Origin of the sequence: Erythrobacter ani (genome assembly GCF_019204025.1) — a bacterium.
GTDB lineage: Bacteria > Pseudomonadota > Alphaproteobacteria > Sphingomonadales > Sphingomonadaceae > Erythrobacter > Erythrobacter ani.
The window spans coordinates 976,961-993,873 of sequence record NZ_JAGSPB010000001.1 but is presented as its reverse complement, the minus strand read 5'-3'; the positions used below and the strand labels follow the sequence as shown (position 1 = coordinate 993,873).

At 58.1% G+C, this 16,913-nt stretch carries 17 protein-coding genes; 7 read left to right on the top strand and 10 right to left on the bottom strand.

Annotated features, from left to right (window positions below):
- Positions 1 to 64: 64 nt before the first annotated feature.
- The gene (locus tag KCG45_RS04695; RefSeq protein WP_218315921.1) at positions 65 to 382 is read right to left on the bottom strand and encodes a TraR/DksA family transcriptional regulator; all 318 of its coding nucleotides are present in this window, start codon (positions 380 to 382) and stop codon (positions 65 to 67) included.
- Between the two features lie 117 nt (positions 383 to 499).
- On the opposite strand from KCG45_RS04695, the gene KCG45_RS04690 reads away from it, so the two are divergent.
- Together KCG45_RS04690 and KCG45_RS04685 are read left to right on the top strand one after the other, a co-directional pair.
- The gene (locus KCG45_RS04690; protein ID WP_218315920.1) at positions 500 to 907 is read left to right on the top strand and encodes a DUF6544 family protein; all 408 of its coding nucleotides are present in this window, start codon (positions 500 to 502) and stop codon (positions 905 to 907) included.
- A gap of 22 nt (positions 908 to 929) precedes the next feature.
- On the top strand, positions 930 to 1,286 hold the full coding sequence (locus KCG45_RS04685) for a hypothetical protein (RefSeq protein ID WP_218315919.1): 357 nt from the start codon (positions 930 to 932) through the stop codon (positions 1,284 to 1,286).
- A 9-nt stretch (positions 1,287 to 1,295) separates the two neighbouring features.
- Here KCG45_RS04685 and KCG45_RS04680 read toward each other — a convergent pair whose 3' ends face one another.
- The 5 genes from KCG45_RS04680 to KCG45_RS04660 all read right to left on the bottom strand — a co-directional run bounded on the left by KCG45_RS04680 (position 1,296) and on the right by KCG45_RS04660 (position 5,116).
- The gene (locus KCG45_RS04680; protein ID WP_218315918.1) at positions 1,296 to 2,000 is read right to left on the bottom strand and encodes an endonuclease/exonuclease/phosphatase family protein; all 705 of its coding nucleotides are present in this window, start codon (positions 1,998 to 2,000) and stop codon (positions 1,296 to 1,298) included.
- Positions 2,001 to 2,021: 21 nt separating this feature from the next.
- A complete protein-coding gene (gene cls, locus KCG45_RS04675) occupies positions 2,022 to 3,470 on the bottom strand; it encodes a cardiolipin synthase (RefSeq protein ID WP_218315917.1) in 1,449 nt (482 codons plus the stop codon).
- Positions 3,471 to 3,726: 256 nt separating this feature from the next.
- Positions 3,727 to 3,990: a hypothetical protein gene (locus KCG45_RS04670; protein ID WP_218315916.1), complete on the bottom strand. Its 264-nt coding sequence runs from the start codon at positions 3,988 to 3,990 to the stop codon at positions 3,727 to 3,729.
- Between the two features lie 29 nt (positions 3,991 to 4,019).
- Complete coding sequence (locus tag KCG45_RS04665) at positions 4,020 to 4,769, bottom strand: VIT1/CCC1 transporter family protein (protein ID WP_218315915.1); 750 nt, start codon at positions 4,767 to 4,769, stop codon at positions 4,020 to 4,022.
- 5 nt (positions 4,770 to 4,774) lie between these two features.
- Positions 4,775 to 5,116, bottom strand: a complete 342-nt coding sequence (locus KCG45_RS04660; protein WP_218315914.1) for a hypothetical protein — start codon at positions 5,114 to 5,116, stop codon at positions 4,775 to 4,777.
- A gap of 229 nt (positions 5,117 to 5,345) precedes the next feature.
- On the opposite strand from KCG45_RS04660, the gene KCG45_RS04655 reads away from it, so the two are divergent.
- The 4 genes from KCG45_RS04655 to KCG45_RS04640 all read left to right on the top strand — a co-directional run bounded on the left by KCG45_RS04655 (position 5,346) and on the right by KCG45_RS04640 (position 10,493).
- The gene (locus KCG45_RS04655; protein WP_218315913.1) at positions 5,346 to 6,017 is read left to right on the top strand and encodes a sensor histidine kinase; all 672 of its coding nucleotides are present in this window, start codon (positions 5,346 to 5,348) and stop codon (positions 6,015 to 6,017) included.
- Between the two features lie 186 nt (positions 6,018 to 6,203).
- Positions 6,204 to 7,088, top strand: a complete 885-nt coding sequence (locus KCG45_RS04650) for an AraC family transcriptional regulator (protein WP_218315912.1) — start codon at positions 6,204 to 6,206, stop codon at positions 7,086 to 7,088.
- A gap of 34 nt (positions 7,089 to 7,122) precedes the next feature.
- On the top strand, positions 7,123 to 8,007 hold the full coding sequence (locus KCG45_RS15595) for an AraC family transcriptional regulator (protein ID WP_218315911.1): 885 nt from the start codon (positions 7,123 to 7,125) through the stop codon (positions 8,005 to 8,007).
- 347 nt (positions 8,008 to 8,354) lie between these two features.
- Positions 8,355 to 10,493, top strand: a complete 2,139-nt coding sequence (locus KCG45_RS04640) for a tetratricopeptide repeat-containing sensor histidine kinase (protein ID WP_218315910.1) — start codon at positions 8,355 to 8,357, stop codon at positions 10,491 to 10,493.
- Positions 10,494 to 10,584: 91 nt separating this feature from the next.
- On the opposite strand, the gene KCG45_RS04635 is transcribed toward KCG45_RS04640, so the two are convergent.
- The 4 genes from KCG45_RS04635 to KCG45_RS04620 form a co-directional block, all read right to left on the bottom strand.
- Positions 10,585 to 11,466: a helix-turn-helix transcriptional regulator gene (locus tag KCG45_RS04635; protein WP_218315909.1), complete on the bottom strand. Its 882-nt coding sequence runs from the start codon at positions 11,464 to 11,466 to the stop codon at positions 10,585 to 10,587.
- An 887-nt stretch (positions 11,467 to 12,353) separates the two neighbouring features.
- Entirely contained in the window at positions 12,354 to 13,070 is a 717-nt protein-coding gene (locus KCG45_RS04630) for a DUF6270 domain-containing protein (protein ID WP_255547949.1), read from the bottom strand.
- A gap of 360 nt (positions 13,071 to 13,430) precedes the next feature.
- Complete coding sequence (locus KCG45_RS04625; protein ID WP_218315907.1) at positions 13,431 to 14,363, bottom strand: DUF5996 family protein; 933 nt, start codon at positions 14,361 to 14,363, stop codon at positions 13,431 to 13,433.
- 38 nt (positions 14,364 to 14,401) lie between these two features.
- On the bottom strand, positions 14,402 to 15,607 hold the full coding sequence (locus KCG45_RS04620) for a M20 metallopeptidase family protein (RefSeq protein ID WP_218315906.1): 1,206 nt from the start codon (positions 15,605 to 15,607) through the stop codon (positions 14,402 to 14,404).
- A gap of 240 nt (positions 15,608 to 15,847) precedes the next feature.
- Between KCG45_RS04620 and KCG45_RS04615 the strand changes: the two genes are divergently transcribed.
- Complete coding sequence (locus tag KCG45_RS04615; RefSeq protein WP_255547948.1) at positions 15,848 to 16,888, top strand: diacylglycerol/lipid kinase family protein; 1,041 nt, start codon at positions 15,848 to 15,850, stop codon at positions 16,886 to 16,888.
- Positions 16,889 to 16,913: the final 25 nt, after the last annotated feature.

Below are 16,913 nucleotides of genomic sequence, written 5' to 3'. Positions count from 1 at the left end.
TAGACACAAGCAAGATCGCCTCTTCCGGATGAACAACTCAACGCTCCGGCGTCGCAGCGCAGTCTCAGGCTGCGCAATCGATACACCGCGTAGCAATCGGGCGTGCTTTGAGGCGCTCGGCACTAATGGCATTGCCGCACTGCGCGCAGGTTCCATACGTATCGTTCTCTATCTGTGCGAGAGCATATCGGACCTGCTGGATCTCAGCGCGCAGCGTTTCGTCGACACCTTCCAGAGCTTCGTCATCGGCGAGATCGACCGCCTGTTCGCTCCAGTCCGCATCGAGCGGATGGCGCAGGTCATCCTCGATCACTTCAGCGCGTTCCAACAGGTTATCGAGCCGTTCGCGCAGCTGTTGGACCATCTCGGTTCGATCGATCATTCGCAACTCCTGTTCAATGCTCTGTGCATGATGAACCACACATCCATCATCCAGAAACTACGGCAATTTCCTTAGTCTCATGACGATTTCTTCCGACTATCTCGAACTCTCAGCATCATGGGAATAACAGTGGGCAGGAACGCGATCATTTGGCTTATGGGTGCCGGATTGCTGACTGGCTTCGGCGGCGGGCTTTACGCTTGGTCGACAGGCCTTTCACGTGCCTTCGATATGCGAAGGACCGAAGCAGCAGCGGTACCGATCGCGCAGTTGCCTGTGCTCACTGAGGAAGACCTTGCCCCGCTTCCTGAACCTGTTCGGCGCTACATCGCCCTCACGGGTTCGGTCGGACGCCCCGTCGTTACAGAGATCGCGATGGAGTTCGAGGCGACCATGTATGACGCGCCGGGTGCCGACGGAATGACCGGACGCGCCAAACAATATGAGCGTTTCGATGCGCCTCACCGTTTATTCTTGATGAGTTCACGAATGAAGGGCCTTTCGCCTACGGTCATCTTCGACTGACGCATTACGAGGCGCGCTAGCGATGAGGTCGCATCGTAGCATAGGATTGGCCGCCTTTGGCAGCGTCGTTACGCTGGGGTTCGCAGCGACGATCATCGCCAATCGCGCCGCCGATGCAAGGCGTTCCGAACTAGCGGGAAAGCAGTCGCTTTGCGAGACCTGTCACGATCCGATCGAGTACGTCAGCTGGGGTGAGGGTCCGACAGTGCTGGTGATCCATGGCGCAGGCGGCGGGTTTGACCCAGGTCGGTTGCTTGTCGAGCAAAGGTTGCTTCAAGAGCGGAATGCTGTGGGCCGGAGTGCCGATCTCGTCTTGTTCGATGACAATCCGCTAGAGAATTTTGCCACGGTATCGGACCTACTCGAAGCTGCACAATGATGTGGGGCGCTAGAATCGGAACCTTGCCCAAACAGGCAGATGGTCGGACGCGATGGTCGCCAGCGAACTGTGATGAACACCCCATTCCAGCGCCTCGACCTTGTCGCAGTGCATGATCCGGTCAAGCCGAGCGACTGGTCGACGGCTATGGAAGCTGCGCCCGCAATCCAGTACCGAGAAATGGCGTCCGAAGATCCTGAGGCAACCTGCATCCCGGCGCCATTCATTGAGGTCGCCAGTGAGGATGGTGGGACTTAGTTTCTGTTGTTCCTGAGCAAGCTCGGCAATCACCTGCGCCTGGCGGTTGCGCCATAAACCGGACAAGTCGAGATGCATGCCGAACACCGAAAGAGTGTGACCCTTGAAGCCCAAGGTGGTCATAATGACGCCGCGCGGTTCAAGGTACGGTATGTGAATTATATCCTGATGGTCGATCACGATGTCCCTGCGCACCAGGATCCCGTTGCCATGCCAGCCCATCGAATCGTGCTGCACATCAAGCGGGACATGGCGGTAATCGGTGTGGCCTTCGACTAGAAACTTGGGCAGCGCACGTTGCCTTTTGCCGAAGCGGCGATCGGCTTCCTGCAGCACGACAATATCCGCGTCGATCTCTTCAAGGACCCTGAGAATACGCAATGGTTTGCGCAGCCGGTCGGTGCCGATCGCCTTGCGAATGTTGTAGCTGGCGACTTTGAACTCGGTGCCCGGCATGGGTCCGCCTCTCCTTTGCGTTCAGATCAGATCGCTCATCAGCCTCGCGGAATTCTCCAGCACCTTGGTCCAAAGCGAGCGCCTGTTCCATTCACCGAAGGTAAGACGTTTGCAAAAAGCGAGGTGGCTTTCCTCCAATTGTTGCACATCTCTTGCAAAATCAGCGTCGTAAGAGATGAAATCAATCTCTGCGTTGAGTTCAAATGAACGCACGTCCATATTGCTCGTTCCAACAACCGCGACTTCCTGGTCCACCCGGAGATGCTTCGCGTGAAGGAAATCCGGAGCGAACAGGTAAATTTCAACACCGGCCGCCAGAAGCTCGCTGTAATAGCTTTTCTGAGCAAGCCCCACCAAGCGATGATCGCTGCGAGCCGGAGTGATGAGACGGACTTTCACCCCGCCAAGCACCGCAGCCTTGATCGCCGATATCAAAGCGCCGTTCGGGATGAAGTAAGGCGTTGTAATGACGATTTGCTCGGCGGCGTTGTACATCGCCTGAGTAAAGATCAGGTCCATGCCCGTCTCAGGGTTCTCAGGGCCGGTGGGCACAATCTGGGCCGGGTGTTCGAAATCTTGGGTAAGGCGGGGGAAATAGTCACCATCCACCAATTCTTCGAGCGTTTCCAGATACCAGTCCGACGCAAAGACCGCCTGAAGCTGCAAGACAGCGGGGCCGCAAATGCGGAGCAAGATGTCCCTGTTGGCCCGACCTGAATGAAGTGTTGGATCCCACACATTCTGAGATCCTGTATACCCGATACGGCCATCGACGATCACGATCTTCCGGTGATTGCGAAGGTCAAGACGTGAGCTTCTGAGCCGACGGCGTAAAGGCAGGATATCGTGCACTTCTGCTCCGCACCGCTTCAACCTGCGCTTGATCGCGCGAATCCAGCGATAAGAGCCAAGCGCGTCGATAAGCACACGGCACTGAACACCGCGTTCGTTTGCGCGTTCGATCGCCGCGAGGATCCGGTCACCCACCGCATCGTTTGCGAAGATATAGAATTCGATATGCACGTGGCTCTTCGCGGAATCGATATCGGCGATGATCCTGTCGTACGCTTCATGATAATCGCTCAGCATTTCGACGCAATTACCGGCAACCGTGGGGAATAGTCCGACACCCTGCGCGAGGCGGGCAACGGCGCGGTTGTCAGACGACAGTGCGGGTACTGCTTCGGTGTTACCGATTTGCGCGGGAATCCGCATGGCTAGGTCAGGCAATCGCCCAATCCTCTCTAAACGGCCCTTCGCAAAGTATGGACGACCGATTAGCCAATAGGCAACTGCCGCGAACCAAGGCAGAGCGAAGAAAATCAGCAACCAACTGCGCGCCTCGGCAGGAGTGCGGCGAAAGGGCACCAGTACAAAAGCGATAATCGCGATCGTCCATCCGGCAATCGAGACCTTGTTGGTCCAGACCCAAGATAACCAGACATCCAGTGGAACTGTGAGATCACCCACGGGTGTGGCCCGGTCTGCTCGAGCTGCATGTTTGGCTGGCAGGCAAGCAAAAGCCTCCTTAGATCTGTTTCACTTGATTCTAGCTCCGTCCGTGACGTCAGCAAAGCGATCCGCACGAGAAGCACGACTTGATCGAGATCTTTTAAGCGGAAGGCGCGTCACGCGTTCTGACTTGTACGAGCATTGCGAAGCCGGGAGACGCTGACAGCTTGCGCCGGATTGCGCTCCCCGAATTGTATCGATGAACCTTCATTGTTCAGACTGCCTCGATGTGAATTGCTGTGGCCTCGTAATCGGGTGCGCCGACCAGGCGGCCATCGATCGAGACAGGAATTGCTCGCGTGAGCTTATTGAGACCTATGCCGGTAAAATGACCGCCGCCGCTCGTGATTGTCGTTCGAACCTTTGCATTGGCCTCGTATCGCTCAAAACAGATTGCGAGAAACACGGCCTCACCTGACACAGCGTTGTTGAGCAGCGTCATTTGGGCTGTGTGTGCCTCGTCCAGCCTGATTTCCAAGCATGATGCCTTCGCGGGCAGCCGCACGATCATGCCTCGATAAGCAGGCGGATCAAGTGGCCGGCCGAATAAGCGAGGATTGCTGCGCCTCCGCCGATTCCGAGAGTTCGAATGCCAGATACAAGGCCGGAGGTCCCCAAGACCCATCCGTTCCCCACGCCGAGAATGAAGAAGATCGCGAGACCTAGCAGAGAGCTGGCAAGGAACATTGCAGCGAAATCGCCAAGGCCGAGAAGAAACGGAATCAAGGGGACGAGTCCGCAGATTGAGAAGGCAAAGTAGGTGGTGACTGCCGCCCGTATCGGACGCGCTGCCAAATCGTCCAACCGCAGTTCCTCGACCATCATGGTATCGACCCAGACCTTGCGGTCGGCTGTGACCACGTCAACGACCTTTTCCAAGATAGTGCCCTGAAGTCCCTTTCGAGCAAAAATCTCCCTTATTTCACGCCGCTCACCTTCCGGGTAGGTTCTGATGTGATCTTCTTCATCCTGACGGCCTTTCTTTACCTCCTCTTGCCGAGCACGAGTTCCCAAATAGTTGCTCACCGCCATGCTGAAGCCGTCGGCTATAAGGTTGGCGATGCCGAGAATAATGACGGTCGCGGCAGGCAATTGCCCACCGGCACTTCCTGCCACTACGGCGAATGTGGTGACAACTCCATCGACCCCGCCGAGCATGAAATCGCCAAGTGGGCTGGGTCCGCGCGGGTGAGCCAGCCTTTCTCGAATGCGGGGTAGCGAGTGATCGGTGATGTGATCCTGGAGGCTTTTCACCATCACTGTTAAGCTCCTACGGTCAGCGAGCTTCTGGTTGGGTGCGAGGCACGCACAGTGAGATCAGCCTTGATTCTTCGAGCAAGGGTGCAAATGCCTTCGGCAATATTGCCCGCTTCTTTTTCGAAGCTTTCGGGATTTTGCTGCCCTGCCACCAGCGGCCATGTACGCGCCGCCGCCATGGTCTCATTGTAGGCCGGCTTTAGAAAAGGAGCACCGGCAAGCGCTCTCTGGTCGAAAACACGGATGGAGAGCGTCGCGCTCGCACCAATAGGTCGCGAAATTGCCTCCCGGACAGATGCCTCTTCTTTCCAGGCAACGGACCTTTTTCGATGGACTGGCACCAGCATCTGGGAACACATATCTGACCTCCGCTCGAGCGTTAGGCTGATGCTCCAGCCTTTGCGGATATCGGACTATACGTATGTTACCGCACCGTCGGCCCAACGCGCGGGGGCACTCCCAGGCGAGTTCTGCCGGATCCCGATGCTCTTTCGGGAAATCACCGTCTTCTGCGCAAGAATTTGAAATTGGACAAATGTGGAAGAACTGATCGGATAAGTTTCCCATGATGATGGTATGAATGAATGTTCACGAATCGGGGTCGATGGGTGCCAGCGCTCGCAGATCGGTGTGCTCGAGGAGCACCAACCGTCGTGCTTCCGTGAATTCAGCCATCGGATCGGGTCGAGCTTGCAGACGGTAGCGGCGCTCGCCCGACGGTCAGAACGCGAAATTCTGCGCGGTACCGATCCGCAGACCGCCCTCGATGCTCTGCGCATGGTCCAGCGCAGCGTATCGGCGATCGCTTACGTCCAGCGATTGCTCTACATCGACACACCGGCATCCGGTGCGACGCGGGATCTTGTCGAAACGCTGGGCGCGCATTTGAAGGCGATATACGATCGCTCCGGGATCGACATCGTCATTGCGGATGCCGCCGACCTCCCGATTGCGCATGCCCAGACCATCGGCCTGATATTGTGCGAATTGATCACCAACTCCCTGCGCCACGGCTTCGCCGATGGTGAATGCGGACAGGTGGCGGTTGCGGTCACGCACTTGCCGCCGGGCACGATCCGGTTGACGGTGGCAGACAATGGCAAGGGCTTCCCGGGAGAGATGCCTCCGGTTGCACCAGAGCGGGGCCTCGGTCTGGTGAGTGAATTCATCGGCGACGCTTGTGGGAGGATCAAATTGCTCAAACGCGATCGCGGCATCGCCTGGCAAGTCGATCTGCCGCTGCGGTAAGTATCGCCGCCGATGGAGTCATCCTCGCGGCGAAACGGCGGCGATTCGGCAAATATGGGTGGGCGTGGTAATCCTGCAAGAAATTGAAAGGTAGCTTTTCATCGAGAATCAATTCCCCTTTTTCGGATTGTCCCGGCCAAACATTAGCGCGGCGTCCCGACGGCTATCTGGGTCAAGGTGGCTGCTTTGACCAAGTTCGCAGGCGATAGCTTGTCTGATGCTATCTTGGATGGCAACGAGCACGGCATGCTCGATCTGGATCGATCGGGTTCGGTGTTCGATGGCGGTATTCGGCAGGTTCGCTTTACCGCTTCGGATCACCAGTCTGCCATCCGTGATACACATTCGGCCTCTCTCATACATACGCAGGGGTCGCACGGGCGTCTGTGGTCGGATTACGACGGCGAACGCGCCGAAGATAACGTTAATCCAGGCATATTTTATTTCATTCCCGCCGGTGTGTTGCAGGAATATGATTTTCGCGGGACAACCACCAATATCGGGACGAGCCTTCCCCCTGGCTTGATTACGCAGCTGCGCGAGCAAAACCCTGAGCTTTCGGACATACGGCTCGATGAACCAATGCGCGCATTTAGCCACCCCCGGCTGGCCCGGTTGATCGTCAATCAGGACCGCCTGATCCGCTCGGGCGAGATGGGCTGGCGCAGTCTCGCCGATGCCAACTTGGTGCAGCTTGGCATCGAGCTGATGTGCCTGGTCGCCAGACGCAAACCCAACGCCGCCACCCCGTTGACCGAGCATGAGGTCGCGCAGGCCGAGGCCTATCTGCGCGCCAATCTCGATCAGAACATCCCGCTTTCCGACATCGCTGAACTGCTCGGCCGCGACGTGTTCGGGTTCGCCCGCGCGTTCAAATCGGCGACGGGATCGACCTTCCACCAGTTCTCGCTGCAATTGCGCGTGACCGAGGCGATACGGTTGCTGCGCGACACTACGCTGCCCATCGCCGGTATTGCCTACGCCACCGGCTTTTCCAGCCAGGCCCATATGACCACCACGATGGGCCGGATCGCGGGGCATACTCCCGGCGCAGTGAGGAAAACGGCATGAGCTGGTCGTGTACACCCCCGATAAGGCTGCTGCTGTGAATAAGCTCCGCGGCGATACCTTTGTCGAAGCTGTCGAGGAAGGCGGCGAGCACGGCATCTTCGATGTCGATCCATCGGGCTCCGTGTTCGATGGCGGTATTCGGCAGGTCCGCTTTGACGCGTCAGATCACGAAGCTACCATCCGAGATACAGACTTTGCCACTCTCATACTCTCGCAGGAATCGCACGGGCGCCTGTGGTCGGATTACGACGGCGAAAGCCGCGAGGAGGCAATCAATCCCGGTATCTTTCACTTCATCCCGGCGGGCGTGCTGCAGCAGTACGATTTTCGCGGGACAACCACCAATATTGCGACGAGCTTCCGCCCTGGCCTGATTGCGGAATTGCGCGAACAGAACCCTGAGCTTGCTGGTGTGCGGCTCGATGAACCGATACGAGCCTTCACCCATCCGCGTTTGGCCCGGCTGATCGTGAATCAGGACCGCCTGATCCGCTCGGGCGAGATGGGTTGGCGCACGCTTGCTGATGCCAACATGCTTCAGCTCGGTATCGAGCTGCTGTGCCTGGTCGCCAGACGCAAACCCAACGCCGCCACCCCGTTGACCGAGCATGAGGTCGCGCAGGCCGAGGCCTATCTGCGCGCCAATCTCGATCAGAACATCCCGCTTTCCGACATCGCTGAACTGCTCGGCCGCGACGTGTTCGGCTTCGCCCGCTCGTTCAAATCGGCGACGGGATCGACCTTCCACCAGTTCTCGCTGCAATTGCGCGTGAGTGAGGCGGTGCGAATGCTGAAAGATACCTCGCGCCCAATTGTTGAGATAGCCTATGCGACTGGCTTTTCCAGCCAATCGCACATGACCACCACGATGGGTAAAATGATGGGCTTTACCCCGGGTAGCCTGCGTTCAAGGACCTGAAAGGCCAATCGAAATTGCAATCATCTTTGCGCCTTCTGTCTGGAGAGTTTCCGATGTCTCTTTCGTCAATGTTTTACCGCTTGCCGAGGCTTCGTGCAGCTGTTTCGACAACCACTCTGCATTGCTCCTTGCCTGAGGCCTGTTTCGCTTCGGAGCGGCGTACGGCGACCGGGTGCCACGAAGTCTGATGCTGTAGCGGTCTAGCAATTTCTTCATCGAGCAATGCTGGCGGACATTGAGTTGAAAAAGCTCTCAACAGAAATTCAATTGGGTCGAGCGTTCAAATGGTTCTCCGTTCGGTTGGGGATCTTTGAAGGCAATTATTGGTCGGGGAAGGGTCCCGAAAGATGACTGTAAAGTACGGCCTTTTGTTGCTTCCCGCATTCGTCCTTACTGCGTCAACCACAGCACTCTCCGGCCCTGTCGGTCAGGCGCACGGTGCGATGGCGCTACACGACGATTCGCCTTGCTATCCCAGCCTATCCGACCTTGATCGCGCGCAAGAAAGCGCGACACAGGGAGAACCCAACCGCGCCGAAAAATGCATGAAAGCGCTTTCGACCAGTCCAGTAGACCAGCGGGGTTATCATCTGGCCGCAGCGATGCAGGGGCTTCTCGAAATCTCTCGCTTGCCGCATGAAAAACTCAGCCAACTGAGTTTCAGGAAAAAGGATGAGGCCAAGGTACGCGCGCTGAAGCTAACCGGCAGGTCGGGCGATACCAGCGAGGCGTTCGAAGCCGAAATTATCGCAGCGCGTGACGTCGCGATCAGTCAAGGTGATCTGCTCGCTGAAGCTTATGCTCTCAATTTCCTAGGCCGGATCTCTGTCCGGCAAGATAATCTGGGCGAGCTGGAAGAAGTCATCGAGCGTCTTTCCCAGCTTGAAAGCCAGTTGAGCGCCCCTCGCATCAAACGCGATCGTCTCCATTATGCTGGGCAGCTGGCCAAGGCTCGCGGTGATACAGTCGATGCAATTGAATTTACCCGGCAGCTTGCCGACTATTATGGCGATCATGAGGGAGCGAGGGTTCTGTCTGCTCTCAGCAATATCACCTTGGGAAATATCGTGTACGACCTGGGTGATTACGAAATGGCACTGGGCTTTTACGAGGAAGGCCGCCAAGCGCTGGAAGAAAGCGGGCGAACCGATACGCACAATTACGCTGCCATCCTCAAGAATATCGGGTCCAGCTACACCGATATGCAGAAACACGAGGATGCGTTGCCCTATTATGAGCGTGCAACGGCGATCGACCTGAAGAATGGGAACTCTGCCGGGCTCGGATACAATTATTTCTGGCATGCAAGATCACTCGATGCCTTGGGCCGTCGCGGGGAAGCAATCCGGATGGCACGCGAAGGCGCAGCTTTGAGCGCCGAGTTTGGTAGTCCGATGGAGGCGGCCAATTCATACGTCTGGCTTGCGGCGCGCGAACTCGATGAGGGGCAAAGGGATGCGGCGCTCGATTCGCTGCTCAAGGGCGCTGAGCTGGCTGGAATGAAACCCGGTGACGATCCCCGCGAAATGCTGAACGGCGAACATCGCTATTGGGCGGTCTCATATGCGCGAACCATGGCCGATGTGCTTGAGCGAACAGGGCAGCGTGACGAAGCGCTACGCTATGCGAATTACGCGCTCGATATGCATTCCGACTGGCTTGAGGCCGAGAAGGTCAAGGCTTCCGTCAACACGCAAACTCTGTTCGAATTGCGTAACCGCGATCGGAATATCGAACTGCTTGAACAGCAGAATGCGCTGCGCGCGAGCCAGCTCGACAGTCAGCGCATGGGGACCATATCCGCGCTTGGCGGAGCGCTGGCGCTCGCGATCATCGCTGGCCTGCTTGCCCACGCCTGGCGAACCCAGCAACGGGTAGCGCGGCTCCAGCAGGTGCTGATGCGCGAAGAGCATCACCGCACCCGGAACGCACTGCAGCTCGCCTCCAGCCTTACGCGCTCACACGAACGCAGCGGCTCGAACAGTATGCGCGACATCCGCCAAAGGCTGCAGACGATGGCGCTGCTGCACGACCATCTTTACACCGATGATGCTGAAATCCGGGTCGATCTATGCGCCTTTATGCGCGAATTGGCCGATCAGCTTGAATCCGCGATGGCGCCTGAAGGGGTGTCAATCGGCGTGGATTGCGAAAAGCTCAGCGTCCCGCCCAGCATCGCGACCCCGCTTGGCCTGATGATCTGTGAAATGGTCATCAATTGCTGCAAATATGCATTCCCTGACTCTTCGGGCACGGTCACCATGCGGTTTGCCAGGGATGAGCTGGGCCTCAACATCTCCGTCTGCGACGACGGTGTCGGCAATGCGGAGAGTGATGCGCCGCCCATTCCGGGTACGGGCACGCAATTGATTCATGACCTTGCAGACCAGATCGGTACGAGCGCGCGGTTTGACCAGTCGGCGGATGGCTCATGCTGGTACCTTGGCCCGATCCCCTTGCGGTTTTCACGCGTCGGTGGCGACTGATCGCCTTTCGCGGGAAGGTTGCGCTGCCCAATTGCGCAGCGCGGGCCAATCGAGCTTATTCGAAACTATCGTTCTCAATCGAAACGGCGGCTCAGCCGCTCACCTCGCGCCGATAGCGCGCGGGCGTGATGCCGAGGTGCTTGGTGAAGGCGCTGGTCATGTGCTGCTGGCTGGAGAAACCGCAATCATAGGCGATATCGGCGATGCCATCGTTGGCCGCTTCGAGCGCCCGCTTCGCGCGTTCGAGCCGCCGCTCCATCAGATAGCCGTGCAGCGTATCGCCGGTCTGCGCCTTGAACTGGCGGGCGAAGTGATAGGGCGAGATCCCGATCTCGGCGGCGATTTGCGGAATGGTGAGCTTGTCGGAGAGGCAATCCTCGATCATCGCGCAGGCGGCATTTATCTCCTCGGCGGACAGCCTGGCATTGCTGTCGTTCTTGAGCGCCGCGCCGGACAATTCGGTCAGCCGGATCAGCAGCAGCTGAAACAGACTGTCGACCTTCAACCCCGCCATCGGCCCTTCGCGCGCGGAGGTGTCCCACAGCGAAAGCACCAGGTGCCGGGTCTCACGGTCGCGGAACGTAATGTCTCTCGTCAGCGGAGCAAAATCTAAGCCTGCTGTCGCGTCTTGACCCAATAACCTGTCGCAAGATGAAGCCGGAAATGCGAGCATAGTCAGAGAATGACGGCCTTCGATGCGCATTTCCGGCGCACTGGTCGCAGGCTGAACCATGAGTGCGTTGTCGGTAGCAAGAGCTTCGCTCTTGCCATATCCAAAATCCCAAACGGAATTGGACGGCCCCTTATGAACCAGCACCAAGGCATGGTTGTCACCCATTTCATCGACGGTTTCGTGGCTATCCTGCTCGACATGGAACATTTCCAGCCCGGATGCGCCCGCTGCGCGGTGCTCCTGCGGGAAGCCGGCATAGGCCTGCTTGTACCAATCGGCGAAGCTAGGCTGTGTCGTCATGCGTGCGGCCTCCTTCACCCTTCGCTTGGATACATAAGCTGAGTTTATAGCATCGCTCGGCTCTGCGGCCTTACATAATCTTGCTCGGCATATCCGGGGCGGTTGACGATGGGCGAAGCGCGCCGTGGTCAACGTCCTCACTCTTCGCAAGGGCGGCGCCAAATTCTGGAACGCTCTGCACACCGGCCCGATCCCCTTGCGGTTTTCACGCGTCGGTAGTGACTGATCGCTTTTCGGGGGAAGGTTGCGCTGCCAATTTGTACAGTGCGGGCCAGTCGAGCTTATCCGAAACTGTCGTTCGCCGCCTCTAGCGCGCGCTTGGCGTGTTGGAGCCGCCGCTCCATCAAATAACTGCGCTGCCATTGCTGCCATCGCCTACGCCATTGAGTTTTCCAGCCACGACAATCTGACTAAGACGATGGGTCGCATCGCGGGGCACACCCTAGGCGCGGTGCCCAATTCGCAGGGCGTTGCCTTGGCGAGTGCCTTCTACCCGACACTATTGTTCAGGAAATGCATTGCGATCATGCCGTTGAAGGCAACGGTGTGATTAGATCAATGAAATGTCAGTGGAGGAGGTGTAAAATCAGAACCGAAAATGCGAGCCATAAACAATTACTTAGAATGCACTTAATACAGTACAAAAATTTAGTGTGCACATTCTGGTATTGTTAAGTTACACCTTAATGCGCGTTTCTGGCGATTCCGAAGGCAGGAGATACAGACTCGAGTCTTGTTCGGCTTGCCTGTCTTTTTCTGCAGTTTGATTTACGCCTTGTCGCTTTTTTGAACTGAGCACATAAAGCGAGGATCGCTGGAAAGCGGTGATGGCTAAGCAAGGTGCGGCGAGCTTCACGAGTTTTTCGCCCCATATTTTGGCTTTCAACTTAGATTCGTTGGCGGACCTGCTCAACAAAGTGGCGGTAGGCGTCTTCCGAGTAATGGTAAGGCGCTAGCCCCCATTTATGGCCCGCATCCGTTGCCAGCAGTGTATCGGGGTACTCAATGAGAGCATCATCACCAAAGCGCGAACGGAATAAATCATAGCGATTCTCCAAGTATTTGTTCATCATTTGTGTTTGTTGTGCACCGTTAATGCCGTCCGGGGCGGTCGGTAAAAAATACACGCAATTAACCAACAATTGGATGTTTGCGGAGCTCTCGACCAGCTTCGATAGTTTTTCAAAACCCTCCGACCAGAAATTCTTGAATTTCTCATCGCTAAATCTCAAAACATCACTTTTGTCTTTGGACCAGTATTTTTTTGCTTTGGCATATTCTGCAGAGATGGTGTGGCCAGTGCCATCTTCGAAACGGCGCAGGAAAAAGCGATCATCCACCAAGTCGACAATCAGCACGCTTTCTTGATAACTTGCCGCCCGATGCCAGAATTGCTTGGACATGTCGCGTTTAACCATCCTTCGTTGGAAACTGGACGGGATCTGATTCAACACCGGCTGTTCGATCCGAGCATTGCATACGAGCGATGCTAGACTGGTTCGGGCGGTGTAGTCCAAAAGGTCAAGACAGTCTGCAAACGGATAATCGAAAGCATCACGTGTTGCGCAGCTTCCGAGAATTTGAACCGGCACTCTTGAGGACATTGCGAATCCATTTTTTGCGGAAGATAGATACGCCTAGCGCCTCGATTGAGGCTAAAAAACCATAAAAGTCCTTTGTAACCCGATTTCAAAGCCGCGAGAGGCGCGGTCGTCGGGGGCACGTTGCCATTGCAAACGGTGCGGCCCGCGCAGCCTTTTTGCTGCCGCCATGCGTGCGATATTCTCGCCGGGGTAATGGGCGCAATTGAGCGCGGAAGTATGGGCGCATCGCCCTCAGTCCTGGGCCGCCGGTGCGGACGGTAGGTTCAATATATAGCCGGAGTGAATGTCGCCGGGGTGGGTTCGGTGGGACACCTGGATCAACCTGTTGGTTGCCGTCGCAGTTCCAAGTCTCGCTAAGGCTCAAACCGTGCGGGGAATGCCCGGTTTCTGAAGCGATGTGTTGAGCGCTGCGTCCCAGTCCGCGCACCGCGATGCGGCGGTGTAGGTCGACTGGAGAAACGCCAACAGCGTCGCTTCAGGATCTTCGGAGGTGCGGACGGCTTCGTAAGGGAGCACGAATTCGCCCAGCTCACTATCCCATCGCGCGCTGTCCGGTTCGACAGTTTGGGCCGAGAACCCTTCAGGCACCGGGTAGGCGTAGGAATAGAACATGGCTTCACCCGCACCCCCATTGCCCGGCCAGAAACCCGCCGATGACACTTCATGACTGTACGCCTCCCGCGTCACTGCATCCGGCAAATACGGCACGCCGCCCGGATGTTCGGGCGCGGGCTGGCCCGAAAAGCGCGTGACGGCGAGATCGAACGATCCCCAGAACAGGTGCACGGGCGATGTCTTGCCCAGAAAAGCGGTGCTGAAACGCGAAAAGACCCTGTCGATCTGGAGAAGCGCGTCATGAAATCGCTCGACCGCGTCCGCATCGTAGGGCCGCTGGACATGATCCTCGGCGAACGGAACGGGATCGGGTATTTCGTTGGGCGCGCCGTGGATATCGAACACAGCCCCGGCCCCCTCCACCAGACGACCTACGCCGGCCGTGAAATCGGAAATGCTGGTGGGGCCAAGTTCGGTGCTGGCTCGCCACCCGCTCGCATTCTCGCAAACGAGCAAGTGGTCTTGCAAATCGAACGAAAGCGTCAGGCAACCATTCTCATGATGGATCGGGCCGGTCGTGAGACCGCGCGGCGTCACATAGAGCGTGGCATGCCAGGAATGATTGACCCACGGCGTGTGGGCGATCCGTACCTTGCCCACGACTTGGCTCATCAGGTGAAGCGCAGCGCAGGTTTCGGCCCAGGGTTCGTAGGGGATATCGGGCCAGGGTCTGCTCATGGGGGGCTCCAGATTGCGTCGGAATTGCGCGTCGTCGATCAGCTGAACCCGTTGTCGAAATATTCCAGAGCGCAGCCTGCAAGCATCGCCGCGCCTTGCGGCAATGCTGTTTCATCGACATGCATGCGCGGCGAATGGATCGCGCAGCATTGCGTCCAGTCTTCGCCCTGAGGCGCGACACCAAGGAAGAACATCGCGCCAGGCACTTTCTCAAGGATGTAAGAGAAATCCTCCGCGCCCATGATGGGATCGGGCAGGTCGCGCCAGCCGTCCGCCCCGCCGATCTCGCGCGCGACTCTCTGTCCGAGAGCAACGGCTCGAGCGTCGCAATTCGTCACTGGAAAGCCGAATTCGATCTCGCATGTCGCAGAGACGCCGTAAGCCGCTGCGGTCTGGCTGGCGGTTTGGGCGATCAGGCCGTGCAGCTTGTCACGGTGATCGGCGCTCAGCGTCCGCATCGTCCCGCCTAGTGTCACTTCGTCCGGGATAACATTGTGCGCGGTACCGGCATGTATCTGAGTGACGGTAACGACGACGGCATTGGTCGCCTTGAACCGCCGCGTGACCATCGCCTGGATCGCGCCGATGATCGCGGCTGCAGCGGGGACAGGGTCGGCGCAGTCATGCGGCATGGAGGCGTGCCCGCCCTGGCCTTTCACCGTGATCGTGAACTGATCGGCAGCGGCCATCAGCGGCCCAGCGCGTCCTGCCAGAACACCGTGCGCGGCGTTGGGCATGATATGCAGCGCAAACGCCGCATCGGGCAGCGGGTCGATCAGGCCATCGTCCAGCATGAAGCGCGCGCCGTGATGCCCTTCCTCGCCCGGCTGGAACATGAAATCTACCGTGCCGGTAAGCTCGGCCTGGATATCGGCCAGCAGCCGTGCGGCTCCAACCAGCATCGCGGTGTGGGTATCGTGACCGCAGGCATGCATGCGCCCCGGAATGGTGGAAGCAAAATCAAGGCCGGTTTTCTCATCCATCGGCAGCGCATCCATGTCCCCGCGTAGCAAAACGCGCGGTGAGTTTGCGTCGGCCTTGCCCCCGGTCAGCGTAGCGACCGCTCCGGTCGTGGACGAGCCCTCGCGCCATTGCAGCGGAAGGTCGGCCAGCGCATCGCGCACCTTGGCCATCGTCATGGGGCAATGCAGGCCCAGCTCGGGTTCGGCGTGGATCGCCCGCCGCAAGGCGACGATATCGGGGGCGAGCGAGCGGGCGGAGTCGAGCAGGGAAGTTGTCAGCATCTTCTCAACCTAGCGGCCAGACGCCATGACGCCAGCACGAAAATGGAGCCGACCCTCCTGACAGGTCGCACCCGATTACCGCCCTATCTATAATCTGAACGGTTCCGTAAAGAATATCCTGCGGAAGGCTTGCCAAATCCGCGATGGTAACCGATGTAACCAAAAAGGCCTTGCAAACGAATGTGACAAATGAGGCATTTGGTGGCAGAGGAGCGTTCGCGAGGCAGAGCGTTAAGGATAATGATGGCAACTCCGATCTACGAATTTGCGCAGATGCCGCGCCCAGCGTCGGGCCGGATGGCCGATGCTTCGCGGCGCCCTGTGCGGCTTCCCGGAGAGGCCCCCAGTGTTGGCGTAATCTACAACCCGCGCAGCCACGGGAACCAGGGTGCCGACTTCGATTGCGGCGTCTCCCCGCACGTTCATATTGCAAAGCCGGGCGATCGCTCGCAGCTTCCGATTGCGCTAACCGAGTTTGCCAGCCGCGGCATCGAGCTGCTCGTCATCAACGGCGGAGACGGTACTGTTCGCGACGTCCTCACATCCGGGCTCGCCATCTTTGGAGACGATTGGCCCGCAATCGCCGTACTTCCCAAAGGCAAGACCAACGCCCTCACGGTCGATCTGGGCGTTCCGCCAGAGTGGAACCTGCAGGATGCGATCGACGCGCTGGACAACGGATCGCGTGTGTATCGCCGTCCGATCGAGATCAATGCAGCCAACGACCTTTCCGCTTCGAAAGTCCTCGGTTTCATCCTTGGCGCAGGGTCTTTTACCAAGGCAACGCAGGCGGGCCAGAGCGCGCACCGGCTAGGCGCTTTCAACAGCCTCGCGGTGGGCGTCACCACGGCGTGGACGATCGCGCAGGCGCTGTTTGCCGGATCCGAAAATCCTTGGCGCAAAGGCTCGCGGATGAAGGTCGAACTCGGCGCGAACCGTACGCCGATGGCGCACAGCGGACGCGGCGATACCGATTACCGCCAATTGCTGTTCGCCTCGACCCTAGAGCGCCTGCCCGCCGGCACGCATCCCTTTGGCAAGCTTAAATCAGGACTGAAAATCGTCGCGCTCGACCAGATCTCGAGGCGGACCGCCGCCCTTCTGCCGATTGCGATCATGGGCCGAGAAATCGCCAATCCGCGCGAACGCGGCATCCACCAGCTCAGCGCTCCGGAATTCACGCTCGAAATCGACGATCAGTTCATCCTTGACGGAGAGGCTTTTCCTGCGGGCAAATATCACATCGGCCAAGGGCCCGAATTGCAATTCATCGCACCCTGATCTTTGACGGGTGGGGCCTGTCCAC

Excerpts from the sequence above, each read along its gene's own strand:
- KCG45_RS04695 (WP_218315921.1), bottom strand. The coding sequence starts at position 382 with ATGATCGATCGAACCGAGATGGTCCAACAGCTGCGCGAACGGCTCGAT.
- KCG45_RS04690 (WP_218315920.1), top strand. The coding sequence starts at position 500 with ATGGGAATAACAGTGGGCAGGAACGCGATCATTTGGCTTATGGGTGCC.
- KCG45_RS04685 (WP_218315919.1), top strand. The coding sequence starts at position 930 with ATGAGGTCGCATCGTAGCATAGGATTGGCCGCCTTTGGCAGCGTCGTT.
- KCG45_RS04680 (WP_218315918.1), bottom strand. The coding sequence starts at position 2,000 with ATGCCGGGCACCGAGTTCAAAGTCGCCAGCTACAACATTCGCAAGGCG.
- KCG45_RS04665 (WP_218315915.1), bottom strand. The coding sequence starts at position 4,769 with ATGGTGAAAAGCCTCCAGGATCACATCACCGATCACTCGCTACCCCGC.
- KCG45_RS04660 (WP_218315914.1), bottom strand. The coding sequence starts at position 5,116 with ATGCTGGTGCCAGTCCATCGAAAAAGGTCCGTTGCCTGGAAAGAAGAG.
- KCG45_RS04655 (WP_218315913.1), top strand. The coding sequence starts at position 5,346 with ATGAATGAATGTTCACGAATCGGGGTCGATGGGTGCCAGCGCTCGCAG.
- KCG45_RS04640 (WP_218315910.1), top strand. The coding sequence starts at position 8,355 with ATGACTGTAAAGTACGGCCTTTTGTTGCTTCCCGCATTCGTCCTTACT.
- KCG45_RS04635 (WP_218315909.1), bottom strand. The coding sequence starts at position 11,466 with ATGACGACACAGCCTAGCTTCGCCGATTGGTACAAGCAGGCCTATGCC.
- KCG45_RS04630 (WP_255547949.1), bottom strand. The coding sequence starts at position 13,070 with ATGTCCTCAAGAGTGCCGGTTCAAATTCTCGGAAGCTGCGCAACACGT.
- KCG45_RS04625 (WP_218315907.1), bottom strand. The coding sequence starts at position 14,363 with ATGAGCAGACCCTGGCCCGATATCCCCTACGAACCCTGGGCCGAAACC.
- KCG45_RS04620 (WP_218315906.1), bottom strand. The coding sequence starts at position 15,607 with ATGCTGACAACTTCCCTGCTCGACTCCGCCCGCTCGCTCGCCCCCGAT.
- KCG45_RS04615 (WP_255547948.1), top strand. The coding sequence starts at position 15,848 with ATGATGGCAACTCCGATCTACGAATTTGCGCAGATGCCGCGCCCAGCG.